Raw genomic sequence first — 25,671 nt, 5'->3', positions numbered from 1 at the left:
TAAATCTAAAATTGTAAAAAGGGGGGTGGTATAGAAGTACTATGTATGCGGAAATAATTATTAATAGCGATGCCTTAGAAATAGATCGAACATTTACATATAAAATACCGGATGAACTCGTGGAGGATATAAGGGTCGGATTTCGAGTTAAGGTCCCATTTGGAATGCGAAGTAAGCCGGTAGAAGGATTCGTATTTTCTATAGTGGATGAGAATACAGATGAAGTTCAATATAAAGTTAAAAAGATCCTAAGTTTATGCGATGATGAAGCTATATTGACAGAAGATAAAATGGAACTCATTCATTTTTTGAGAAAAAAGTATCTTTGTAAGTATATTGATGCTATCCGCCTTATGATTCCGGTTGGAATTATGAAAGGTTCAAAGGAAAAAAAGAAAAAAGTTGTATATATTAACAAGCAAATAGATGTAGACGAACTTAAGAAAGAAAATTATATAAAATTATATGATTTCATAGCTGAAAATAATGGTGTTTATACTAAAACAGAAATTACAAGTGACAAACAATTTTCTTTATACTCTCTAAATAAGCTTATAGAAAAAGATGTATTAAAGATAGAAGAACAAGTGGTTTTTAGATACAACACTCGTAAATATGAGAATTATAACAATGAATTTCTTACGGAAGAGCAAAAAAAATGTTTAAACGAAATTCTAAATGGCTCAAACTTAAAATATCTAATAAAAGGGGTTACAGGATCAGGAAAAACTGAAGTTTATATAAGATTAGTTCAGGAAATGTTAAGTCAAGGTAAGAGTGCAATTGTTTTAGTACCTGAAATATCATTAACCCCTCAAATGATAGAGCGGTTTAAAGGCAGATTTGGGGAAGATGTAGCACTATTTCATAGCAGGTTAAGCGATGGAGAGAGATTTGATGAATGGTATAGAGTAAAGACTGGAAAAGCTAAATTAGTTATAGGAGCACGTAGCGCACTGTTTTTACCACTTAAGGATCTTGGGCTTATCATAATTGATGAAGAGCATGAAAATACATATAAATCTGATCATAACCCCAAATATCATACTAGAGAAGTAAGTGAATTTATATGTGAGCAAAAAAAATGTAAACTAATATTGGGATCTGCTACGCCGAGCATTGAAAGTTATTATAAAGCATTAAAGGGTGATTATACTCTGATTGAAATGCTTAAAAGGGTTAATGGAAAGAAAATGCCGAAAATGCATATAATAGATATGAGAGAAGAGCTCAAAAGTAAAAATCTCTCATTATTCAGCAGAGAACTCTTAGAAAACATTGATAAAACTTTACAGTATAAAAAACAAGTTATTTTGTTTTTGAATAGAAGAGGTTATTCAACGTTCATTTCCTGTAGAAGCTGTGGGCATGTATTTAAGTGCCCGGAATGTGATGTCTCCATGACATATCATAAAAATGGATATTTAATATGTCATTATTGTGGAAGAGCAGAGAAGGTCACTAAGATATGTCCGAAGTGTGGCAGCAAATATGTGAAGTTTTTTGGAGCGGGAACAGAAAGAGTTGAATTGGAAGTGAAAAAGTATTTCCCAGAGGCTAAAGTGCTAAGAATGGATGTTGATACAACAAGGCATAAGAATTCACATGAATCTATTTATAATTCCTTCAAAAATGGAGAAGCGGATATTTTAATAGGAACTCAAATGGTCTCTAAAGGGTTAGATTTTAAAAATGTGACTTTGGTTGGGATTTTAGCTGCGGATATGTCTTTAAATATACCAGATTATAGATCAGCAGAAAGAACTTATCAAATAGTTACTCAGGTTGCAGGAAGAGCTGGCAGAGGTGAAGATGATGGGAAAGTTATTGTCCAAAGCTATACACCGGATCATTATAGTTTACAATATGCCAAGGAAGAGGATTATGTGTCTTTGTTTAAAAGGGAAATAGAACTTAGAAGGTTGATGAGTAATCCTCCTTTTGGTAAAATATTATTAATTAATGGTTCCTCGAAATTTGAGGAAAAATTAAAAAAATTTATGTATACTTTAGAATATAATCTGAAAAAATTAATAGTAGAAGATATTACTATGCTAGGACCGGTTCCTTGTATTATAACTAAACTAAAAGAAAATTATAGGTGGCAGATAATAATAAAAGGAAATTTTAACGATGAATTTAGCGAAAAAGTAAAAGATATACTTTATCAATTAAATAAGAGTGTATATAATGAAATAAGGATTAGTATAGATATTAATCCTAACAATATGACGTAGGGGAGAGTGCGAAAAATGGCATTAAGAAATATAAGGCAATATGGTGACGATACATTACGTAAGAAATGTAGAGAAGTTGGAAAAATAGACGATAGATTATTAACATTAATTGAAGATATGAAAGAAACTATGTATGAAGCAGATGGAGTTGGTCTTGCAGCACCTCAAGTTGGCATATTAAAAAGATTGTTTATTGTAGATATTGGGGAAGGTCCTTTAGTATTTATAAACCCTGAAATAATAGAAACAAACGGAAAACAGGTAGATGAAGAAGGTTGTCTTAGCTTACCAGGGGAAACAAGAGAGGTAATGAGACCTAATTATGTTAGAGCTAGAGCTTTAAATGAAAAAGGTGAAGAATTTGAAATAGAAAGTGAAGAATTACTTGCAAGAGCAATTTTACACGAATATGATCATCTTAATGGCACTTTGTTCATTGATAGAGCTAAAGAGCCTTTAAAAAAGTAAATAGAAGCAGGAGGAAAGCAAAATGAATATAATATTTATGGGTACTCCTGATTTTGCAGTTCCTTCTCTAAGTAAGTTAATTGAGAAATATGGTGTTAAAGCTGTCTTAACTCAACCAGATAAGCCTAAGGGAAGAGGTAAGAAACTAGCATATTCAGCAGTTAAAGAAGAGGCAGTGAAGCATGAAATTACAGTGTATCAGCCAATAAAACTTAGAGAAGATGCAGAATTAATTCAAAAATTAAAAGATCTTAAGCCGGATTTTATAATTGTAGTAGCCTTTGGACAGATTTTAACAAAAGAAGTATTAGACATACCTAAATATGGATGTATAAATCTTCATGGATCACTACTTCCGATGTATAGGGGAGCTGCACCAATTCAATGGGCAGTAATAAATGGTGAAAAAGTTTCGGGGAATACTACAATGCTTATGGATGTAGGTATAGATACAGGCGATATGCTTCTTAAAGACGAAGTCGAAATTCCCGATAGCATGACTGCAGGAGAATTGTTTGATTTATTAAAGGTAAGAGGAGCAGATCTTTTAGTTAAAAGCATAGAGGGAATAATAGATGGAAGTATAACTCCAGAAAAACAGGGAGATGAAACTTTCTATGCAAAGCCATTAGATAAAAATATTGCAAGTATTGATTGGAATAAAAGTTCAATAGAAGTTCATAATTTAGTAAGAGGATTAAATCCTTGGCCAATTGCGTATACAAATTATAATGATGAAAGAATGAAGATATTTGAAACAGAAGCTTTAAAAGAAGATACTTTAAAGGAACCAGGAACTATTATAGATGTGAGCAAAAATGGTGTTAAGGTTGCATGTAAAGAAGGTGTGCTTCTTATAAAAAAAGTACAGTTTCCAAATGGTAAGCCGCTTACTATAGAACAGTATATTAATGGGCATGAAATAAATAAAAATATAATATTAAAATAATGGAGGGATGTACTAATGCATTTTTATCCGTTTTTTGACCCAACAATGATAATGTTAATTCCAGCAATAATAATTTCATTTTGGGCACAAACTAAAATTAACAGCACATATAGTAAATATAGTGGAGTTGGAACCAGAAATGGATATACTGGACAGCAGGTTGCAAGAATGATGCTGGATGAAGCAGGACTTCATGATGTTAGAATAGAAGTTGTAAATTCTAAGCTTGGTGATCATTATGATCCATCCCAAAAGGTATTAAGATTATCACCAGAAGTTTTTTATAATGGGACCATATCTTCAGCGGGAATAGCTGCTCATGAAGTTGGGCATGCAATTCAGCATAAAGAAAGATATGCGCCGTTAGTTATAAGAAATTCAATAGTACCGGCTGTAAACCTTGGTTCAAGTTTATCATGGATATTATTTATAGCAGGTTTATTTCTAGGATTTAGAGGATTAACTACACTTGGAATACTTTTATTTTCAGGAGTGGTAATATTTCAAATAGTAACATTACCAGTTGAGTTTAATGCGTCAAGCAGAGCTTTAAGGATACTGGGCTCAAGAGGAATTTTATATGGTGATGAAACTAAAAGTGCACAAAAGGTACTAGATGCAGCGGCTATGACTTATGTAGCAGCAACACTTATGGCAGTATCACAATTAATAAGACTTATTGCAATAAGCAATGATAGAAATAGATGATTAGAAGAGGTAGCATATGGATTGTAGAAAACTAGCAGTAAAAATATTAAATAGAGTCTTAGATGAGGGAGCTTATTCTAATATAATACTAGCAAAAGAATTAAATGAAGCAGAATTAAATGATAAAGATAAGGCATTATTAACTGAAATTGTATATGGAGTTTTAAGAAGAAAGAAAACATTAGATATTATAATTTCAAACTTTGTAAAAGATATAAAGTTAATGAAAAAAGATATCTTAAATATTTTAAGAGTAGCAGTATATCAAATGAATTTCTTGGATAAGGTACCAAGCTATGCTGCATGTAATGAAGCTGTAGAAGAAGCTAAGGAAATATCAGAAAATGATTCAAAGCTTGTAAATGGTATACTTAGAAGTTTTACAAAGAACCCAGATGAAATTGAAGTTGTAGGTAATAAAATTGACGAATATGCATATAAGTTTTCTTTTGAACCTTGGATGATAAGACTACTCATTAAGCAGTATGGAGAAAATCTTTCAAAGAAAATAATGCTAGGATTAAATGCAATTCCACAAGTTAGCGTTAGAGTAAATGAGATTAAAGCTGATTATGATGAAGTTTTTGAAGAATTAGAGAAGCTTGAATATGATATTGAAGAAGGAGTTATCTGCCCAGAAGCAATTTGTATAAAAGGCGGTAAATCTATAGAAAGTAATCCTCTTTTTAAAGAAGGAAAGATTACAGTGCAAGATGAAAGTGCCATGGTTGTAGCTCCTTTATTAGAATTAGAAGAAGGCATGAAAGTCATAGATTTATGTAGTGCGCCAGGTGGAAAAACTACTCATATAGCAGAGATGCTTCAAAACACTGGAAAAGTATTAGCGTTTGATATACATGAATCTAAATTAGGATTAATAAAAGAGAATTGTGAGAGACTTGGAATAACTAACGTTGAAATTAATACAAATGATGCAACTAAGTTAAATCCTGAGCTAGTTGAATCAAGTGACAGAATACTAATAGATGTACCATGTTCAGGAATTGGAATAATCAGAAAGAAACCAGAAATTAAATGGAATAAAACTAGGTCTGATTTAAGAGAAATTATACCAATTCAACGTGAAATAATGGAAAATGCGTGGCAGTATTTACGAAGTGGCGGAATAATGGTATATTCAACTTGTACTCTAAATAAAGAAGAAAATGAAGAAAACATTGATTGGTTTTTAAGCAGCCACAAGGATTGCAGTATAAAGAAAATATTTATTGGAAATCAAAATAATTTAATATACAATAAAAATGGCTCTTTGACTATTATGCCAAATGAAAATATGGATGGCTTTTTTATTGCAAAACTTGAAAAAAGATAGTAACAGTAGGTGAGTAAATGAATAATTTGCTAGATTATACTTTAGAAGAACTTAAAGTATGGATGAAGGAAAATGGAGAGAGTGCATTTAGAGGCCAACAAGTATTATCATGGGTATATAAAGGCGTAAAAGAGTTTGAAGGTATGAAAAATATGCCTAAAAATTTAATATCAAAGCTAAAAGAAAATTTTGTTATAGATTTACCAAAAATAATAGAAGTTTATAAATCTAATATTGATGGGACAGAGAAGTTTTTATTTGGTTTTAAAGATGGAAATTTAATAGAATCCGTTCTTATGAGATATAAGCATGGAAATTCCATATGCATATCCACTCAAGTTGGATGTGCAATGGGATGTAAATTTTGTGCGTCTACTATTGAAGGGAAAGTAAGAAATTTAACAACAGGAGAAATTTTATCTCAAGTTCTTGTGGTTCAAAATTATATTAATGAGAGGATATCTAATATAGTCCTAATGGGTAGTGGAGAACCTCTAGATAATTATGAAAATGTTGTTAAATTTTTAGAAGTAGTTTCGGCAGAATATGGATTAAATATTGGTCAAAGGCATATAACATTATCTACCTGTGGACTTGTACCTAAAATATATGAGTTGGCGGATAGAGAATTAAGCGTAACTCTTGCGATTTCATTACATGCATTTAGTGATGAAAAACGAAAAGAAATTATGCCCATAGCAAACAAGTATAGTATTAATGAAATATTAGAAGCTTGCCAATATTATATCCGTAAGACAAACAGAAGAATTACATTTGAATACGCCTTAGTTAAAGATGTAAATGATGGCACGGAAGATGCAAAAGCATTAGGAAGACTATTAAAAGGTATGCTTTGCCATGTTAATTTAATACCTGTAAATGAGATAAAAGAAAATTCCTACAAAAGATCTTCCAAAAAATCAATAGATGATTTTTCAGAAATATTGAAAAACCATGGGATAGAAGTTACTGTAAGACGAGAAATGGGAAGTGACATTAACGCAGCATGTGGACAACTTAGAAGAAGTTATATACAAACCCAAGAAATAGAGAGGGAATAATATGGTAGGCTTAGTTAGTGATGTAGGATTAAAAAGAACTTTAAATGAAGATTATGCTTTGTATTTAGAAAAAGATGAATTTAAAATTTACGTGGTTGCAGATGGCATGGGTGGACATAATGCAGGAGAAGTTGCAAGTGAAATGGCTGCCGTACGAATCGTAAATTATATAAATGAAAAATTTTCTTCCAGCGAGTTGGAAGGTTTGATTGTTGAAGCTATTGAAAAGGTAAATAGAGATATATTTGATTTTTCTAATACCAATGAAAATTTAAATGGCATGGGGACTACAGTTACAGCTTGTCTTGTAACTGAAAAATTCATACATGTTGCAAACGTAGGAGATAGTTGTTGCTTAGCAATTAAGAACAATGAAATTAAAAAGATTACAAAGGATCATTCCTTAGTGCAAGAACTTGTTGATAATGGAAGTATAAGTGAAGAGGAAGCTGAGAACCACCCAAAGAAAAATATTATTACGAGAGCTTTGGGAACATCAAGTAGTGTAAATGTTGATGTGTTCGAGCTTAAAAAAGATGAATATGATTTGTATATACTATGTTCGGATGGATTAACTAATGAAGTGACAAAAGAAGAAATTCTACAAATTGTCATGGAGGAAAAGGATTATGTGAGTATGGCTGACAGATTAGTATATTTGGCAAAGGAAAAAGGCGGCAGAGATAATATAACAGTATTGTTGTTTGGAGGAGAGATATAAGTATGGATGGAATTGTACTTGGAAACAGATACGAGTTGTTAGAAAAAATAGGGGAAGGAGGCATGTCAGAGGTATTTAAAGCGAGAGATAATAAATTAAATCGTTTTGTTGCAGTAAAGATTCTAAAAAATGAGTTTTGTGATAATCCCAGCATAGTAGAGAAGTTTAAAGGTGAAGCAACCGCCATTGCAACCCTATCTGACAATAATATAGTAAATATATTGGATGTAGGAACTCAAGAGGAGATAAACTACATTGTAATGGAATATGTTAAGGGCAAAACTTTAAAAGATATAATAAAGCAAGTCGGAAAGATGAATTATGAAACAGCTATATCAGTAGCAGTTCAAATAGCTAAAGCTCTAGATTGTGCTCATAGAAACAATATAATTCACAGAGATGTTAAACCTCAGAATATTTTAGTAACTGAAGATGGAGTTATGAAGGTAACTGATTTTGGAATAGCAAAATTTTCTTCTTCAGAAACTATTACAAATACTAGTACAATAATGGGATCTGCCCACTATCTTTCTCCAGAACAAGCAAAAGGAACTTTTATTGATTGTAGAACGGATTTATATTCACTAGGAGTTGTATTATATGAAATGGTTACAGGAAGGCTTCCTTTTCAAGCAGACACTGCTGTAACTATAGCATTAAAACATCTGCAAGAAGAAGTTGTGCCGCCTAAAAGTATTAATTCAAAAGTACCTGACAGCCTGAACCAACTAATTTTAAAGGCGATGGAAAAAGATCCGATTAAGAGATATCAAACCGCTAAAGAAATGATTGCAGATCTTGAAAAGATTAAAGAAGATCCTAATGCCCTCATAGAGCCTGAAGATGAAAATGATCATACTATAATAATGTCAGCTGTGACAGAACAAATACCAAAACATGAAGAAGTGAAAAATACTAGAGATGATGAGTATGATGATGAAGATGACGATTATTATTATGAAGAAGATGATGATGATGAAAAATCAAGCGGAAAGAATAAAAAGAAAATAATAAAAATAGGTATAGTTGCTGTTTTAGTATTAGTATTACTGGGGATAGGTGTTGGTACATATATGCTTAAAACGGGTTCAGTCAGCAGCAAACAAGTTCAAGTGCCAGATGTAACTGGAGAAACTGTTGATGATGCTACAAAGCAGCTTCAAGCCTTAAATTTAGAACTGGTAAATGCGGGAAAAGAAGCTAGTGATAAACCAGAAGGAACAATTACTAAAATGAATCCAGATGCTGGAACAATGGTTAATGAAAAAAGCCAGGTTAGGGTTATTGTAAGCAGTGGAACAGAAAAGAGCAAAATGCCAGATTTTAGAGAGGATACTTTAGAACAGGCAAAAACAATTTTAGATTCTATGGGCTTAAAACTCGATGATAAAAATATAACATATGACTACAGTGATGATATACCAAAAGATGAAATAATAAGTCAGACACCAAAGAAGGATGCTGATATTGGTGCAGATGATAAGATAACAGTGGTCGTAAGTAAAGGACCAGAGGTTAAATATGTTCAGGTACCAAGTGTAAAGGGCTTTGATGAAGATAGAGCTAAGAGTACATTGTCTAATGCAGGCTTAAAGGCCTCTGTAAATTATCAAACAACTGAAAATCAAACTGATAATGGTAAGGTATTGTTCCAATCAGGTAATGATAAGGAAAAAGCAGGAACAACTATTACTATAACAGTAGGCTCTTATACGCCAAAACAAGAACCTCCTGCAACAGCTAATCCAGGAGATACAGGAGATACAGGAGATACTAAATCAAATAACAATCCAAGTAAAAGTGGAGGAAATACATCACAAAGCGGGCAAGGTAATACAGCAAGTAATTCACAACAAGGTCCAGGAAGTACAAATTCTCCAGGAGGATCTCCAGTAGAAGGACCTAGCACTCAAACATCAACAAATAAAACAACAAATCACTAAAAAGGTAAAAGGAGAGGTTGATATAAAAGACCTCTCCTTTTATAATATATGTATCATATTGGTAACGATCAACATGGTAAGAATTAGATATATGACTTATAATTTGAGGTGTATGTAAATTATTATATTTTATTAAAAAATATTTGCGGGTTATTAGTAAATTTTTTTGTAAATTTCGATATAATAGTTTTAGATTATTTATATTTAGAGATAATTTCAGGTATAGAATGTAGATAGAATAAATATGTATATGATTTAGTAAGGAAATGTATAAGTTTAATTTTATATTTAGGTATTTATATATTAAATCTTTGATTATAGATATTAATATTTTAAAGAATTATTGAAATACAAATTTAGGTTTTTAGATTTTATAAAACATGGAGGGAAAATATGAATGGAAAGATAATAAAGGGAATAGGAGGCTTTTATTATATTAAGACAGAAGAAGGCTTAATAGAATGTAAAGCTAGGGGGAAATTTAGACATAATGCCATAAAGCCTATGGTTGGAGATGACGTTACAATAAAAATAGAGAATGGAGAAGGAGTTATTGAAAAAATACATGAGAGGAAAAGTGAGCTTATAAGGCCGACAGTTGCAAATGTATCTCTTGCATTTATTGTTTTTGCAATTAAGAATCCAGATATAAATTTTGAGCTATTAAACAAGTTTTTAATTTTATGTGAGCACAACAATATTGAGGTCATAGTCTGCTTGAATAAAATAGATTTAGTATCTGAAGAGGAACGTGAGGAAATAAAGAAAAGAATAAATGATATAGGCTATGAGGTACTTTATATTAATGCTAAAAAAGGAATAGGAATAGAGCGGTTAGAAGAAAAGATTAAAGGGAATATAACAGTTTTATGTGGTCCATCTGGAGCTGGAAAGTCAACGCTTATCAATAAGCTTTCAAACAAAGAGCATATGGAAACTGGAAGTGTCAGCGAAAAGATTGGCAGGGGAAAGCATACAACAAGGCATAGTGAACTTATAGAAGTTGCAGATGGATATATAGTGGATACACCTGGATTTTCTACATTGGAAATAAAGGAGCTAATGGATAAAGATTCTTTAAAGTATTGTTTTCCTGAATTTCTTCAGTATAATGATAAGTGTAAATTCAGAGGATGCTTACACTATAAAGAGCCAAATTGTGCCATAAAAGAAGCTGTAGAACAAGGGGAAATTAATAAGTATAGATATGAATTTTACGTGAAAACTTTAGAGGAAGTAATGGAGGAGGAAAAAAACAAATGGTAAAAATAGCACCATCAATATTATCAGCAGATTTTTCGAAATTAGGAGAGGACATTGAGAAAATAGATAAGGGAGGAGCAGATTTTATCCATATAGATGTAATGGATGGATCCTTTGTACCTAATATATCTTTTGGTTTACCAGTTATAAAATCAATAAGAAATAGAACAAATAAGATATTTGATGTGCATCTGATGATAGAGAATCCATCAAATTATATAGATGCATTTATAGAAGCTGGAGCTGATATAATAACGGTCCATCATGAAGCAGATAGACATATAGACAGAACAATTAATTATATTAAGTCTAAAGGGAAGAAAGCAGCAGTTTCTTTAAACCCAGGGACTCCAACAAGCGTTCTTAAAGATTTAATACCAAGTTTAGATATGGTTTTAATTATGTCTGTGAATCCAGGGTTTGGAGGACAAAAATTTATCCCATATTCTTTGGATAAAATTAGAGAAATAAAAGAGCTTAGTAATAAACTTAATCCATCGTTATTAATAGAAGTTGATGGGGGAATTGATAAGTCTAATGTGAAAGCTGTTATAGAAGCAGGTGCAAATGTTATTGTAGCTGGATCAGCAGTATTTAATGGTGGAGAAGTCAGCGACAATATAAAAGCCTTAAGGGGGTAATAATTTGAAGGTAGCAATTATAAGTGGAGGAGATCCACCCTCAGAAAATTTATTGAGAAAGCATCTTGAAGGAGTAGATTTCATAATAGCTGCTGACAAAGGTAGTGAATGTCTTTATAAATATAATATCTCGCCAGACTTGCTTTTAGGAGATTTTGATTCAGCTAAAAAGGAAATTTTGGATAAAATGAAATTGAAAGCTAAAGAAGTTTTAGAGTTCCCACCAGAAAAAGATTATACAGATACAGAAATTGCAATAATGGAAGCAATTAAAAGAGGAGCTAAGAAAATATATTTATTTGGAGCAATTGGGTCTAGAGTAGATCATACACTAGGTAATATAGGTCTTCTTTTAACGACTAAGAAAAAAGGAGCGGTTTTAGAAATAATCGATGATAACAACAGGTTATACCTAGGTGAAAGTAAGATGACTTTGTCTGGTGAAATTGGTGAGAATATTTCATTTCATGCACTAAGTGATAAAGTCATTAATTTTAGTATTAAGGGTGCAAAATACAATTTAGATGGTTATGATATGAGTTTGCTTGATCCGAGGGCTATATGTAATGAGTTTATTGATATGCCAATAGACATTAGCTACGATGAAGGGGAAATTTTAGTTATTCATTCAATTGACTAATAGTACATAAATATTAATGAACAATGGACAATGAACAACTTGCAATAATTAAGGTAGAAAAGCTTGCAGATTTTCTAAACAATAAAAAATTAAGAAATTCCGAAAGGAATTTTATCCTAAATTATGCATTGTCAATTAAAAAATATTTTAGTGGAAGTAAATAAAATATTTTTGTAAAATAGGAACATTATTCTATTTAATTGAATATTAATATAATAACATGAATTTTAATTTGGAGTCATGGGTTAAATATTAATATTATAGGAGGATATTAATGAAAATAATAGCTTTTAAATTGCCTAAGTTTTTATCAAATATAATAAAGTTTTTTAGAAAGAAAAGCTAGGCTACATAGGATATGTTTGTATTTATTTAGATATGAAAATGCTTCTAAGTTATAATAAGGCAAAACAAAAAATGCAATTGGGATAACAATTGCATTTTTTATTATGAACTATATTGCTCTTTGAACCTTTCCAGATCTAAGGCATCTTGTACATACATGAACAGTTTTTGGTGTTCCGTTAACTAAAGCTTTTACTTTCTTTATGTTAGGAGCCCAAGTTCTCTTTGATTGACGATGTGAATGGCTGTATTGTACACCTGCTACAACACCCTTATCACAAATTTCGCATCTTCTTGCCATTAGAAAACACCTCCTTATATTCCAAAGATAATCATCTTCAATAGGACAGAGTAAATTATATCATAGGAAAATGTAATAGGCAAGAGAATTTATTAATTATGAGTTATAAGTTTGTTTTATAAATTGTTTACCTATATTTGGGGAATACTTGAATAAAATATTGTTCTAATATAGAATATAAAATAAGATATAAGAATTTAGGAGGAATATGAATGGTTGGATTTTCAAACGAAAATGGCAATATAAATTATTCAGAGGAAGTATTAGCTAAGATTGTAGGATTATCTACAATGGAATGCTATGGTGTAGTTGGAATGGTTTCTAGAAATGCTAGTGAAGGATTCTGGGAACTTATAGGGATAGAAAATTTAGGAAAAGGCGTAAAGATACAATTAACAGATGAGAAAAAATTACAGATAGAATTATTCATAATGGTTGAATATGGAACAAAAATATCTGTTATATCTAATAATATAATTCAAAAGGTTCGTTATAGCGTTGAAAACTATACAGGTTTAAAGGTTTCATCTATAACAGTAAATGTGCAAGCGGTTAGAGTTTAGGAGGTTAAACTAAATGGAATATACAAAAATTAACGGCCATGATTTTTATAACATGGTTGTAAATGCTAGCAACAAATTATTAGAACAAAGTGATTTTGTAAATGCACTAAATGTATTTCCAGTTCCTGATGGAGATACCGGAACTAATATGTCTATGACATTTAAGGCAGCGGTCAAAGAAATAGAAAATATAGATACTGAATCAATAGGGGAAGTATCTAAAAGATTAGCTAAAGGTGCGCTAATGGGCGCTAGAGGTAATTCGGGCGTTATATTATCTCAAATACTAAGAGGCTTTTCAAAAGGTTTAGAAGGTAAAAAAGAAGTTGATGCTGTTGAATTTGCTATTGGTTTCTTTGAAGGATCTAAATCTGCATATAAAGCAGTTATGAGACCAACAGAAGGAACTATACTTTCTGTAATCAGAGCAGCAGCAGAAACAGCAGTAGCATCTGAGAAAAAAGATGTGATTAGCCTTATGGAAGAAATAACAGTTAGTGCAAAAGACATGCTAGATAAAACTCCAGAATTATTACCAGCACTTAAAAAAGCAAAAGTAGTTGATTCAGGTGGAATGGGATTGTATATCATACTACAAGGGATGTTTGAGGCTTTAAAGGATGGAATTAAGGCAGAAATAAAAGATATAACAGCAGGAGCATCTAATAATACATTAGCTGAGGCTACAGAAGAAATTGATATTAAGTTTGGATATTGTACAGAGTTTATAATATTAGGTGATGCAAAACACGCAAAAGCTTTCCAAGATGAAATAGAAACTCTCGGGGATTCTATGATTGTTGTTGGATATGATGACGTTATTAAAGTTCATATACATACAAATGATCCGGGATTAGTTTTATCAAAAGCCGTAGCTATAGGAGAATTATCAAAAATTAAAATTGATAATATGAGAGAAGAGCATAGAGAAATCCTAATTAATGCTAAAGACAAAGAAATAAGTCTTTTGAAGGCTCAATCTGAAGAAGCAGATAATGAAAAAAAGAAATATGGATTTATAACAGTTGCAATGGGAGATGGAATATCAAATATATTTAAGGATCTAGGCATTGACTGTGTAATTGAAGGTGGTCAGACAATGAATCCATCTACTCAAGATATTTTAGAGGCAGTGAATGGTATTAATGCTGAACATATTTTCATAATGCCTAATAATAAAAATATTATTATGGCAGCTAATCAAGCAGCAGAAATATCTGATAAAGATATATTCGTAGTACCTACAACAACTATTCCACAAGGAATAGCATGTGCTACTGTGTTTAATTTTGACTCAGAAGTTCAAGAGAATTTTAATAATTTAAAAAACGCAATTGATGAAGTTAAAACAGGTTCAGTAACTTATGCAGTTCGTGATACTGAAATAGATGGAATAAATATTAAAAAAGGAAATATGCTAGGACTTGTAGAAGGCAAGATAAAAGAAGTCGGTGAAGACAAAAAAGAGGTTGCAGGTAAAGTTCTAGATGATATGATAGATGAAGAAAGTGAACTTATTACTGTATATTATGGAGAAGAAGTAAGCGATGAGGAAGCTAAAAACTTTGAAAATGAATTACAGGAAAAATATGATGATTTAGATATACAGTTTTATAAAGGAAACCAACCACTTTACTATTATTTAATATCGGTAGAATAAATATAGATCTTTGGTTTGGTTAGAGATAAATTTAGAAGAAGATACCGATAGTTAAGAGTTATAAGTTATGAATTATGAGTTTTAGGAAGAAGAAGTTTGATTTTTATCCTTAAACTCATAACTAATAATTCATAACTCTTAACTATTTGAAGTGTACAATAAACTGACAATGATCAATTATCAAGCGTGAAACAGCCGCTTTTTTCATTAATAGAAAGGAGGAGAATGTTTGGATATATATAGTGATATTTCGGCTTTAAAGGGAGTAGGACCAAAAGCTTCTGAGAAATTAAATAGATGTGGAATTTTTAATATATTAGACATCTTGTTATATTTCCCAAGAGATTATGAATTTGTTGATGGCAATGCTGTATTTGAAGAGATTACAGGAGAAGATAAACAGATTCTAATATGTCAGGTAACGAGATTTAGAAGCGATATAAGGACAAAGACAGGAAAAACATTAACGACAATAGAATTTAAATATGATAATCACACAGTAAATGCAAAATGGTTTAATCAACGATATATAAGAAATTCTTTTAAGATAGGTGAAAAATATAATTTGATGGGTAAGTTCAAACGAATAGGGAATACTTTAGAAGTTGTAAATCCAACAATTGCGTGTGAAGAGGCACTATCAAGCGAAATTATACCTAAGTATCCATTAAAGGGTGATATAAGCAATAAGCTATTTGAAAAGTTAATAAATGAGATATTAGCACATGTGGAAGTAAAAGAGAACTTGCCACAGAACATATTAGATAAATATTACTTGATTTCTTTGAATGATGCTATAAGAAGCATACATTTCCCGGAAAATAAAGAGATGCTTGAAAAAGCAAAGACAAGACTTAAGTTTCAAGAATTGTTTACATATTCATTAAAGCTATTATTGCTAAAATATAAACTTAAAAAGAATAAAAATGGAATACTTTTTGAATGGGCAGAGGATCTGAGCAGTTTTAAAGAAAAGTTACCATTTCCACTTACGAATGCCCAAACTAGAGTTATAAGAGATATTTTAAGAGATCAAAAATCTAAGTCTTCTATGAATAGATTGATTCAAGGAGATGTTGGAAGTGGTAAAACAATTATAGCATTAATAGCTATCTTTAATGTAATAAAAAATGGCTATCAATGTGCACTTATGGCACCAACAGAAATACTTGCAGCTCAGCATTTTGAAGAAGCTAAGAAAGTTTATAAGGATTTTAACATAGAAATAGAACTGCTTACAGGTGGTACGTCTGCAAAGGAAAAGAAGAGAATTAAAGAAAGAATAAAGACATCTGAACCTATTTTAGTAATTGGAACTCATGCACTTTTTCAAGATGATGTGGAATTTGGAAAGCTTGGACTAATAGTAACAGATGAACAGCACAGGTTTGGTGTTGAACAAAGAAGTAAGCTTATAAACAAAGGGAAAAGAGCAGATTGTTTAGTTATGACAGCTACTCCTATTCCAAGAACTTTAGCTTTATACCTTTATTCAGATCTTGATGTATCAATAATCGATGAGTTACCACCAGGCAGGAAGAAAATAGATACTAGATTTTACATGGATGATAAAAGAGACATAGCTTATGACTTAGCTTATGATGAGATTAAAAAAGGAAGACAAGTATATATAGTATGCCCGCTTATTGAAGAAGATGAAAAAGAAGAATTAAAGTCAGTGGAAACCATATATAATAATCTTACAAGTGGAATATTTAAAAATTTAAAAGTTGAAATTCTCCATGGAAAAATGAAGGGGATAGAAAAAGACGAAATAATAAAAAGATTTAAAAATAATGAAATTAATGTTTTAATCTCAACAACTGTAATTGAGGTAGGGGTAAATGTGCCTAATGCGTCTGTTATGATCATAGAAAATGCAGAAAGATTCGGTTTATCTCAGCTGCATCAGCTTAGAGGAAGAGTTGGAAGAGGAGAATACGCTTCTTATTGTATCTTAATAGCAAAGGCTAAAAGCAACATAACTAAAAAAAGAATGCAGATAATGACAGAAAGCAGTGATGGCTTTTTAATCTCTGAAAAAGATTTAGAACTTAGAGGTGCAGGTGAGATGTTCGGAAAGAAACAGAGCGGTGATGAAGGCTTCATACTTGCAAATCTTTATGAAGACATAAAGATCTTAAGGTGCGCTAAATTAGAAGCAAGCAATATGTTACAAAATGAATATGAGTTAAATAAACAAATAATAAATGAATTAAGTAAAAACTTGGAGAAGAGCAGCAAATATATTTGTTTTAATTAAATTGAAATTTTATGCATATATGTGCTAATATATAAAATATATGGCGTTGTGGCATATTCAAAGAATAACAACTCAGTGTTATATACTATTTGAATTGTTATCTTATTTCACATGCCTAAGGAGGAATAAAGTTTGAGAATAATAGCAGGAAGAGCACGAGGACATAAATTGATACCTCCAGCTACAATGGAAACAAGACCAACACTAGACAGAGTTAAAGAAGCTATGTTTAGTACAATTCAATCATATATACCAGAAGGAGTTGTTGTAGACGTTTTTGCAGGAACTGGAAGTCTAGGTTTAGAAGCAGCCAGTAGAGGAGCTGATGAGGTTTATCTATTTGATAAGAGTTCAGATACTTTTCCGCTTTTAAAGCAAAATGTAGAAAATCTTAAGTTTCAGGATTTTTGTTTTCCAATGAATATTGATGCATATGAAGGGCTCAGAAAATTAGCAGGCACTGGAAAAAAGTTTGATATAATATTTATTGATCCACCTTATTGTAAGGAAATGATTCCAGAGGCAATGAAAATCGTAAAGGATAATGAAATGTTAAAGGAAGATGGAATAATAGTTACTAAAATAGATAGCATTGAAGAAATTTATGAAGGATATGAGAACATAAGGTTGTCTAAGAGTAAGAAATATGGAAATACGACTGTATGCTATTATAAGGAGAAATAAACAATGAGAGTAGCAGTATACCCAGGAAGTTTTGACCCAATAACTAATGGTCATCTCGATATTATAAAGAGAGGGACTAAAGTGTTCGATAAAATTATAGTAGCAGTATTGGTAAATGTTGAAAAAAAGTATCTTTTTGATACCAATGAAAGAGTTGAACTTATAAAGAAGGCTACAAAAGATATGAAAAATGTTGAAGTGAGAAGTTTTAATGGACTTTTAGTTAATTTCTTAAAAGAATGTGACACAAATATAATTTTAAAGGGCTTAAGAACAACTTTTGATTATGAATATGAAATGCAAATGTCATATGCAAATACTGAATTAGCTCCTGATATAGAAACTATATGTATGATGTCATCTTCTAAAAATTTACATATTAGTTCGTCAGGTGTTAAACAAATAGCAAAGTTTGGCGGAAATATTGAAGGACTAGTTCCAAGTGAAATTGTTTCGGATATAATATCGAAAATAAATAACTAAGGGGTGTTTTTATGGAAAAGATGGATGTAAATATTATTGAGCTGTTAGAATATTTACAAGACTTGGTTGAAAATTCACCAAAAGTGCCAATGAGCAGCAAGGTTATGGTTGATAAAAAAGAAATGATTGAAGTTATTGATCAAATAATAAATTATATGCCAGACCAATTTAAAAAAGCTGAATGGGTTATGAGTGAAAGAGACAGGATATTAAATGAAGCTAAAAAAGAATATGATTCTGTCCGAAAAGAAACTATGACAATGATGAGACAAAATATTGAAAAACATGATATTGTAAAGGAAGCAAAACTCAGAGCGGAAGAAATTATAGCTTCAGCACAAAGAGATGCTAAAGCTATAAGATTAGGCTCAAGAGATTATTCGGATGAAATATTAAGTCAATTAGATCATGAAATAGAAGAACAAAAAGTAAGATTAATAAAAGGTCTTCAAGAGAGCTTTGAAATAGTTGCTAAAGAAATAGATTCTAATCTAACTGGTACAGCGTCTGTTATAAAAGAGAACATAAAAGAATTACGAAGCATGAATAAATAATTTTAGAACTTTTGTTATTAAAAATAATGAAACTGTTAATAAAATTAGTAAGCCGGTTGGAAACAATAATGTATACAAATAAAAGTGAGGGGTTATTCCTAAATTAGAGGTATATACGCTTGTTGGTAGTATTTTCAGTGATACATAAGTTATAATAAAACTAAAAATTCCTTGTATTACTTTAAGAAAGATGTATTTGCTATAACTAATTTTAGTATCATTAACAAAAGAACTTACTTGAGCTATTATAGCTAGCCCTGAAAAAGAACATAGAAAACTTATTATGCTTAACTTTAAAGGAAGAGAAATTTGCAGATTAGAAATTATACTACATCCATTTGTTATTTCTATGCTTCCTAAAAGGATTGAATATAATGTCCCAGAAGCTAAGTTAAGTACTTTTTCTAAATGCATAACTGTATTATATATATAAATACTATTTTTAATGAGACATATAATTACGGAAAAAATTACTATGAACCCACCAATTGATAATGTAGTATTTATTCCGTTTTGTACGGCATTTTTTAATGCAGATCCAAAATCTATAGGTTCATATTTATGACGAGTCGAGGAACTTAAGTTTATTGAGTTCCTCTTTTTCTTTGTAATGAATCCTATAAATAACGGTGATAAGTAATTGGCAAGTAGTAAAATATAGCCTAAAGAGATATTGCCAAGTAAGGTTCCAGCAACAGAACCTATTAAAAACAATGGTCCTACATTAGAAGCTATATTTAAAAGTCTGTCATATTCTTCTTTGTCAATATACTCCATAGAATATAAGTCAACGCAGTACTTTGCACCTAGTGGATATCCACATAAAATACTTGCAACAATAGGAAAGGAACAATTTCTTGAAAGTCCTAACGGTTTACAGATTAAAGGACCTAAAAATTTTGAATAAAGATTTATTCCATCGTAATAGATTAATAAATTGCAAATAACTACAAAAGGAAATGTTGTTGGTAGTATCGACTTATACCACAATTTGCAGCCGTCTATAGCAGCTGAGATACATTCATTTATATTTATAGCCAGCAGAACTATTAAAATAGAAATTAATATACAGATTATAATATTTTTTTTAATGTTAAGCAGTTTAATTAAAACAATGATTAAGCTAATGATTAAAAACCACAAAATAGCAACATATATCATGAAATCACTCCAATCAATAATATGTATATTCCTGTGGTTATGTTAAATATTACTTAAATATGAAATCTGTTTTGGGACTTAAAGTTAAGCATACCTGAAAGGGCCTTTTAAATAATCATCCATAGGGTTTAACATAGGATTTAAAATTGAATATGCCTTTGTTCCTAGTATATCAATTTTCATATGATCACATAAATTATTTCTTGGAACTTTAACAACTATGTCAATGCTTGCTTTTTTCTTGATGTCTTTTAACATATTTTGTCCAATAGAATTAAAAGCTAGAACTCTTACGTAAGGCGCCTGAATTTTTGATAACTCAAATAAATCAAATTCTTCAAGATTCAAAAAGGATTGAGCAAGTATTCTGCTAATTCTGGTATAAGTATATCTCTTACTTTTTGATTTCAAGATCAGTTCATCTAAAGAATGTGCATTTGTAATTTCTGATAATATTTTATTATCAAGTCCTTCTGAAACGTCAGGGAGATTAAGAAGGGCGTTGCCATTTGTAAGTAACTTGTATTTGATGTATTTAAACATATCTTCTTCAAAAGTAAAAGGATAGCTCTTACACTGCAAATCGTATAAAATATTATAGCTAGCCTCTGGAATAAGGGAAGCTAGTTCGGTTAAGGGTCTTTCTTTAAGATGTTTTCTAATTGATGTAGCTGAAGAAAAGTCTGAATTTAAATTAATATCGTTGTAAGCAGCACCTTCTCGTTTTAAGGTCTTAGGAACTATTGAGCTGTTTAATCCTATTAAAGCTTTTATATATTCAATTCCTAAAATATTATTGGAATTAGATAATACAGCTGAAACTACGTTTGAATTCAAATAATCACTAAGTGCTTTTGCTCTGCTTGAATGAAAAGGCAGCCCCATTTTTATATTATCTTTCAAGAGATTTTTATATATTTCAGGTTCAGAGGCTAAGGTCTTAGCTATGTCTTTTAATATAGAAATATTTCCTTCTTCGCTTCCAAAATATAAATAATCAACTATTCCTAATGAATTTAAGAGCGATACACTTCCAAAAGCAAAATGTTCAGCTGAAGAAATTGAATAAACTAAAGGTAATTCTAAAACTAAATCCACACCGTTTTTTATTGCCATTTCAGCTCTCTTCCATTTATCTATGATTGCTGGAATTCCCCTTTGCATAAAATTGCCACTCATTACGCAAATTATACCATCTGCATTAGTATCAGCTTTAGCTTTTTGTAAATGATGCGCATGTCCTTTATGGAACGGATTGTACTCAGTAATTATTCCTGTAATTATTTTAATCATTTCCTTTCTGAATTTAGTTTATAGTTAATAATATATTAGTAATTATATAGCTTAAAATTATATTCTGTTCAAAATGTACTTATAAAGATAATGATAGTATATCATAATATAAAAATAGATAAATATTAATAATATAATTTGTTGTATTCTTTATTGAAATCTAGTTAAAAAATAAAAAAAGCATTGTTAAAAAATAAACTTTGCTGATTTTTCCAATGTTAGACGCTTATTTTCTGAAAAATCAGATTATTGTCTTGAAAGAGGAATTTTAGAGTAAACATCTTTAAAGAGAAAAAATGGTAATATGAGAGCATATATAACGCTTTTTGATGTGTTTATTAGTATAAATTTAATTATGTGATGGGTAAAATTTGAAGTTATCCATATACTAATTATTAAAAATATAAAATATATAAGGTTATTTTATAAAGAATTAAAAAGTAATTTTATATAACATTTAATTGTTAAAAAATATACTTTTCCTATATTCTTATTTTAGAATGTTGTTATCAGATAATTTAGATTATTGCAAATCTAAAGACTTCAATTTTATCTAGAATTTATGTTGAAAAATCGGCTAATATAGGAGTATAGTAATATTAGAGATAGGATAGTATGGAGAGGAGATAAGAATAATTATGGACCTTATGAAAAAAATATGGACAGCAGCACAATCTGATAAAAAGAAAATTGTTCTTCCAGAAGGAAATGAAGAAAGAAATATAGCAGCGGCACAAAAAGTAAATGAGTTAGGATTAGCATATCCGATTTTAGTAGGTAAGAAGAGCGAAATAGATAGTAAGGCTAAAGAATTAAATGTAGACTTATCAGGAATTGAAATAATAGATCCAGATGAGTCAGCTAATTTAGATAAGTATATTGAAGCTTTTTATGAGTTGAGAAAAAATAAAGGTATGACAATGGAAAAGGCAGATAGAATAGTTAGGGATCCTTTATATTTTGCTACAATGATGGTTAAATTAGATGATGCAGATGGAATGGTATCAGGAGCTATTCACACTACTGGAGATTTATTAAGACCAGGACTACAAATTATAAAAACAGCACCAGGAGTATCAGTTGTATCAAGTTTCTTTATAATGCAAGTACCAGGATCAACTTATGGAGATAATGGAACTTTATTATTTGCAGACTGTGCAGTTAATCCAAATCCTAATGAAGATGAATTAGCTGCAATAGCAATAGCAACAGCGGAAACTGCTAAAAGCTTATGCAATATGGATCCTAAGGTAGCGATGTTATCATTCTCTACAATGGGAAGTGCAAGTCATGAAGTTGTTGATAAAGTTAGAAATGCAACTCAAAAAGCAAAGGAATTAAGACCTGACCTAGATATAGATGGTGAACTTCAATTAGATGCATCAATAGTAGAAAAAGTAGCAGCACAAAAGGCACCAAATAGTAAAGTTGCAGGAAAGGCTAATGTTTTAGTATTCCCAGATTTACAAGCAGGTAATATAGGATATAAATTAGTTCAAAGATTTGCAAATGCAACAGCTATAGGACCAGTTTGCCAAGGATTTGCAAAGCCAATTAACGATTTATCAAGAGGATGTAGCTCTGATGATATAGTAAATGTTGTTGCATTAACAGCAGTTCAAGCACAAAGTGTTAAGTAATAATTAAAAAATAAGTGACAATAGAATAATATTATTAAGGACAAAGGAGAGAGAATATGAAAGTATTAGTTATAAATTGTGGAAGTTCTTCATTAAAATACCAACTTATTGATATGAGTACTGAAGAAGCTTTAGCTCAAGGACTTGTTGAAAGAATAGGGATTAATGGATCAATATTAACTCAAAAAGTTGAAGGAAAAGATAAATATATAGTTGAAACACCATTAAAAGATCATCAAGATGCAATTGAACTAGTATTAAAGAGTTTAGTTGATGAGGCTCATGGTGTAATTAAATCTATGGATGAGATCTCTGCTGTTGGTCATAGAGTTGTTCATGGTGGAGAAAAATATGCAACTTCAGTTGTAATTGATGAAACTGTAATTAAAAATCTTGGAGAGTTTACAAAGCTTGCACCACTTCATAATCCACCAAATATAATTGGTATCAATGCTTGTAAGGCTCTTATGCCAAAAACTCCAATGGTAGCAGTATTTGATACAGCTTTCCATCAAACTATGCCTGAAAAAGCATTCATGTACCCACTTCCATATGAATTGTATAAAGATGATCATATAAGAAGATATGGATTCCATGGAACATCTCACAAGTATGTAGCTGGAGAAGTTGCAAAATGGATGAAGAAGGACATAGAAGATTTAAAGACTATTACTTGTCATTTAGGTAATGGTGTAAGTGTAACAGCAGTTGATGGTGGAAAATCTATAGATACTACAATGGGATTCACTCCTTTAGATGGTATTATAATGGGATCAAGATCAGGAAGCATAGATCCAGCAATTGTTACTTACTTAGTAAAAGAAAAAGGATATTCAATAGATGAAGTAAATGATATTTTAAATAAAAAATCAGGAGTTTTAGGAGTATCAGGACTAGGAACAGACTTTAGAGATATAAGAGCTGCTGTTGAAGAAAGAAATGATCCTAGAGCATTACTTACTATGGACATTTATGGATACCAAATTAAAAAGCAAATAGGTGCTTATGCAGCAGCAATGGCTGGCGTAGATGCTATTGTATTTACAGCTGGAATTGGTGAGCATGCTCCAGAAGTAAGAGTAAGAGCTTTAACTAACATGGAATTCTTAGGAATAAAAATAGATGTAGAGAAAAATGATAACCAAAACATTGGTGATGGTATGGAAATTTCTACACCAGACTCAAAGGTAAAAGTATTTGTAATTCCTACAAATGAAGAATTAATGATAGCTAAGGAAACTTTAGCTTTAGTTTAGAGATGAGCAAAATTCTAATTAAACGCATGTAGTTTAATCAATATTATGCTGTTCTGGCACATGGACTTTTAAATTAAGCATGCTGGAGCAGCATAATTTTTAATTCATAACTTATAAATGAGTTTGTAATAAGTCTAAATTTTATCTATATTTATAATAAATGCCTTGACTTTTTGGAACTCAATTTATATAATTAGTTGTGTTTGTTTTATAAATATATGTGCTAAGGAGTGAAAATGGAGAATATTATATAGTTTACTTTATGTATATTATATAAATTATTGTCCTGTGATTTTATGAAAGTACAAATTTCTGATATTATTTCAGGTAAAGACAGAAGCAAAAATATTGATTACACTTTTGAGATACCTGTATTTGACTTTGAAGGAGATATGATTAAATCTGTAGGTCCATGTGAAGTTATTGGAGTGATTTCATCCGATAGTGATATATTAATATTAAATGCTAAAATCAAAACTAATTTAGAAATGACATGTTCCAGATGTTTAGATACCTTTATCTATCCAATAGATATTGATATAGAAGAAAGGTTTACAACTAATAGAGATAGTGAAGATGATGAAGCTATTGTTGTAATGGATGATGTTTTAGACATCACAGATATTGTTGAAAATAGTATTATTTCAACTTTACCTATTAAAAGAGTTTGTAAGAACGACTGTAAAGGGCTTTGTCAAGAATGTGGATGCAATTTAAATCATGCTTCATGTTCATGCCAAAAAGAAAATGTAGATATACGTTTTGAAGTCTTAAAAGGTTTGTTTGATAATAAGGAGGTGTAATGAATGGGTTGTCCAGCAAGAAAATCAGGAAAAGCAAAAGTAAAAGCAAGAAGATCTCAAACTTTCAAAGCTAGTTTACCTGGCATAGTTGAATGTCCACAATGCCACGAAATGAAACTTGCTCATAGAGTATGTAAGAGTTGTGGTTATTACAAAGGTAAGGAAGTTGTAGCTTCTGAAAAATAAAAAGAAAGTCTTTATGACTTTCTTTTATTATATTTAGAAAGTAATATTTATATATATGTAGCACTATTTTTATTTATAGATAAAAAATTAAAATTATCAATTCTAATTTATAAGAATAATTTATAAGTTGAATATCTATAATGAATAGTTCTACATATGTATAAATATGAATATTACATAGTAATAAATAATATGGTATAAGTGATAATTTGGGATATAAATTCTAAATGAATCACTAAAAAGTATTTTACAGAAAAGCCAGCAGTCTTTTCTATGACTAATCATGTATGACCTTTAAGAGCATTAGCCGCTTTGATTACTTAAGGCACAATCAAAAAAATAACAGACCAGTATGCTTGCCTATTTTGTGTCATAAAGGAAGCCCGACTCGCATATGCTCGCTGAGTAAGTGATTCACACAAAATCATAGATTTTGGTTCTCTACTCACGTCAGCAAATATTACTAATAGACCCGCTATGAGCAGAATTTACTTCCTTGCCTGACGCAAAATATG

General features: G+C 30.6%; 24 protein-coding genes. 21 read left to right on the top strand and 3 right to left on the bottom strand.

Translation table 11 applies throughout. The features are described 5' to 3' along the window. Nucleotides 1-41 precede the first annotated feature (41 nt). The 11 genes from priA (at nucleotide 42) to CLOBL_RS11895 (ending at nucleotide 11,964) form a co-directional block, all read left to right on the top strand. Nucleotides 42-2,237 (top strand): primosomal protein N', encoded by a 2,196-nt coding sequence (gene priA, locus CLOBL_RS11945; RefSeq protein ID WP_077859241.1) that lies wholly within the window; start codon nucleotides 42-44, stop codon nucleotides 2,235-2,237. A 15-nt stretch (nucleotides 2,238-2,252) separates the two neighbouring features. Then, nucleotides 2,253-2,705, top strand: a complete 453-nt coding sequence (gene def, locus CLOBL_RS11940) for a peptide deformylase (RefSeq protein WP_077859240.1) — start codon at nucleotides 2,253-2,255, stop codon at nucleotides 2,703-2,705. A 22-nt stretch (nucleotides 2,706-2,727) separates the two neighbouring features. Next, on the top strand, nucleotides 2,728-3,654 hold the full coding sequence (fmt, locus tag CLOBL_RS11935; RefSeq protein ID WP_077859239.1) for a methionyl-tRNA formyltransferase: 927 nt from the start codon (nucleotides 2,728-2,730) through the stop codon (nucleotides 3,652-3,654). Between the two features lie 15 nt (nucleotides 3,655-3,669). Next, nucleotides 3,670-4,362 carry a zinc metallopeptidase gene (locus CLOBL_RS11930; protein ID WP_009169119.1) on the top strand — a complete coding sequence of 231 codons (693 nt, stop codon included), beginning with the start codon at nucleotides 3,670-3,672 and terminating at the stop codon, nucleotides 4,360-4,362. Nucleotides 4,363-4,378: 16 nt separating this feature from the next. After that, nucleotides 4,379-5,695, top strand: a complete 1,317-nt coding sequence (gene rsmB / locus CLOBL_RS11925; protein WP_077859238.1) for a 16S rRNA (cytosine(967)-C(5))-methyltransferase RsmB — start codon at nucleotides 4,379-4,381, stop codon at nucleotides 5,693-5,695. A gap of 17 nt (nucleotides 5,696-5,712) precedes the next feature. After that, entirely contained in the window at nucleotides 5,713-6,756 is a 1,044-nt protein-coding gene (rlmN, locus tag CLOBL_RS11920; RefSeq protein ID WP_077859237.1) for a 23S rRNA (adenine(2503)-C(2))-methyltransferase RlmN, read from the top strand. Between the two features lies 1 nt (nucleotide 6,757). Continuing rightward, nucleotides 6,758-7,477 (top strand): Stp1/IreP family PP2C-type Ser/Thr phosphatase, encoded by a 720-nt coding sequence (locus tag CLOBL_RS11915; RefSeq protein ID WP_077859236.1) that lies wholly within the window; start codon nucleotides 6,758-6,760, stop codon nucleotides 7,475-7,477. 2 nt (nucleotides 7,478-7,479) lie between these two features. Next, nucleotides 7,480-9,420, top strand: a complete 1,941-nt coding sequence (gene pknB, locus CLOBL_RS11910) for a Stk1 family PASTA domain-containing Ser/Thr kinase (RefSeq protein ID WP_077859235.1) — start codon at nucleotides 7,480-7,482, stop codon at nucleotides 9,418-9,420. A 393-nt stretch (nucleotides 9,421-9,813) separates the two neighbouring features. Next, nucleotides 9,814-10,686, top strand: a complete 873-nt coding sequence (gene rsgA / locus CLOBL_RS11905; RefSeq protein ID WP_009169124.1) for a ribosome small subunit-dependent GTPase A — start codon at nucleotides 9,814-9,816, stop codon at nucleotides 10,684-10,686. After that, nucleotides 10,680-11,324, top strand: a complete 645-nt coding sequence (gene rpe, locus CLOBL_RS11900) for a ribulose-phosphate 3-epimerase (protein WP_077859234.1) — start codon at nucleotides 10,680-10,682, stop codon at nucleotides 11,322-11,324. Before rsgA ends, rpe begins: the two co-directional genes overlap by 7 nt. Nucleotides 11,325-11,328: 4 nt before the next feature. Continuing rightward, on the top strand, nucleotides 11,329-11,964 hold the full coding sequence (locus tag CLOBL_RS11895; RefSeq protein ID WP_077859233.1) for a thiamine diphosphokinase: 636 nt from the start codon (nucleotides 11,329-11,331) through the stop codon (nucleotides 11,962-11,964). Between the two features lie 454 nt (nucleotides 11,965-12,418). Here CLOBL_RS11895 and rpmB read toward each other — a convergent pair whose 3' ends face one another. Next, complete coding sequence (gene rpmB, locus CLOBL_RS11890) at nucleotides 12,419-12,610, bottom strand: 50S ribosomal protein L28 (RefSeq protein WP_002579588.1); 192 nt, start codon at nucleotides 12,608-12,610, stop codon at nucleotides 12,419-12,421. A 212-nt stretch (nucleotides 12,611-12,822) separates the two neighbouring features. Between rpmB and CLOBL_RS11885 the strand changes: the two genes are divergently transcribed. From CLOBL_RS11885 to CLOBL_RS11860, 6 genes are all read left to right on the top strand, one after another. Then, nucleotides 12,823-13,173: an Asp23/Gls24 family envelope stress response protein gene (locus tag CLOBL_RS11885; RefSeq protein WP_077859232.1), complete on the top strand. Its 351-nt coding sequence runs from the start codon at nucleotides 12,823-12,825 to the stop codon at nucleotides 13,171-13,173. 13 nt (nucleotides 13,174-13,186) lie between these two features. Further along, complete coding sequence (locus CLOBL_RS11880) at nucleotides 13,187-14,833, top strand: DAK2 domain-containing protein (protein WP_077859231.1); 1,647 nt, start codon at nucleotides 13,187-13,189, stop codon at nucleotides 14,831-14,833. Nucleotides 14,834-15,062: 229 nt separating this feature from the next. Continuing rightward, a complete protein-coding gene (gene recG, locus CLOBL_RS11875; RefSeq protein WP_077859230.1) occupies nucleotides 15,063-17,096 on the top strand; it encodes an ATP-dependent DNA helicase RecG in 2,034 nt (677 codons plus the stop codon). Nucleotides 17,097-17,228: 132 nt separating this feature from the next. Next, entirely contained in the window at nucleotides 17,229-17,780 is a 552-nt protein-coding gene (gene rsmD, locus CLOBL_RS11870) for a 16S rRNA (guanine(966)-N(2))-methyltransferase RsmD (RefSeq protein ID WP_077859229.1), read from the top strand. A 3-nt stretch (nucleotides 17,781-17,783) separates the two neighbouring features. After that, nucleotides 17,784-18,263 (top strand): pantetheine-phosphate adenylyltransferase, encoded by a 480-nt coding sequence (coaD, locus tag CLOBL_RS11865; protein WP_077859228.1) that lies wholly within the window; start codon nucleotides 17,784-17,786, stop codon nucleotides 18,261-18,263. 11 nt (nucleotides 18,264-18,274) lie between these two features. Beyond that, a complete protein-coding gene (locus tag CLOBL_RS11860; RefSeq protein ID WP_009169132.1) occupies nucleotides 18,275-18,817 on the top strand; it encodes an ATPase in 543 nt (180 codons plus the stop codon). Here the strand turns inward: CLOBL_RS11860 and ylbJ are convergent. Beyond that, nucleotides 18,797-19,978, bottom strand: a complete 1,182-nt coding sequence (gene ylbJ / locus CLOBL_RS11855; RefSeq protein WP_077859227.1) for a sporulation integral membrane protein YlbJ — start codon at nucleotides 19,976-19,978, stop codon at nucleotides 18,797-18,799. The two genes, CLOBL_RS11860 and ylbJ, sit on opposite strands and share 21 nt — an antisense overlap. Before the next feature lie 84 nt (nucleotides 19,979-20,062). Next, a complete protein-coding gene (locus tag CLOBL_RS11850; RefSeq protein WP_077859226.1) occupies nucleotides 20,063-21,271 on the bottom strand; it encodes a nucleotidyltransferase in 1,209 nt (402 codons plus the stop codon). 638 nt (nucleotides 21,272-21,909) lie between these two features. Here CLOBL_RS11850 and pta point away from each other — a divergent pair. From pta to rpmF, 4 genes are all read left to right on the top strand, one after another. Continuing rightward, on the top strand, nucleotides 21,910-22,911 hold the full coding sequence (gene pta / locus CLOBL_RS11845; RefSeq protein ID WP_077859225.1) for a phosphate acetyltransferase: 1,002 nt from the start codon (nucleotides 21,910-21,912) through the stop codon (nucleotides 22,909-22,911). Nucleotides 22,912-22,967: 56 nt separating this feature from the next. After that, nucleotides 22,968-24,167 carry an acetate kinase gene (locus tag CLOBL_RS11840; protein WP_077859224.1) on the top strand — a complete coding sequence of 400 codons (1,200 nt, stop codon included), beginning with the start codon at nucleotides 22,968-22,970 and terminating at the stop codon, nucleotides 24,165-24,167. A gap of 296 nt (nucleotides 24,168-24,463) precedes the next feature. Continuing rightward, nucleotides 24,464-24,970 (top strand): DUF177 domain-containing protein, encoded by a 507-nt coding sequence (locus CLOBL_RS11835; RefSeq protein WP_077859223.1) that lies wholly within the window; start codon nucleotides 24,464-24,466, stop codon nucleotides 24,968-24,970. A gap of 3 nt (nucleotides 24,971-24,973) precedes the next feature. Next, complete coding sequence (gene rpmF, locus CLOBL_RS11830) at nucleotides 24,974-25,156, top strand: 50S ribosomal protein L32 (protein ID WP_009169138.1); 183 nt, start codon at nucleotides 24,974-24,976, stop codon at nucleotides 25,154-25,156. Nucleotides 25,157-25,671: the final 515 nt, after the last annotated feature.

The sequence above is a fragment of the Clostridium sp. BL-8 genome (assembly GCF_002006495.1).
In the GTDB taxonomy this organism is placed as follows: Bacteria; Bacillota; Clostridia; order Clostridiales; family Clostridiaceae; genus Clostridium.
The sequence above is the reverse complement of the archived record's forward strand: the minus strand, read 5'-3'. Positions and strand labels throughout refer to the sequence as shown.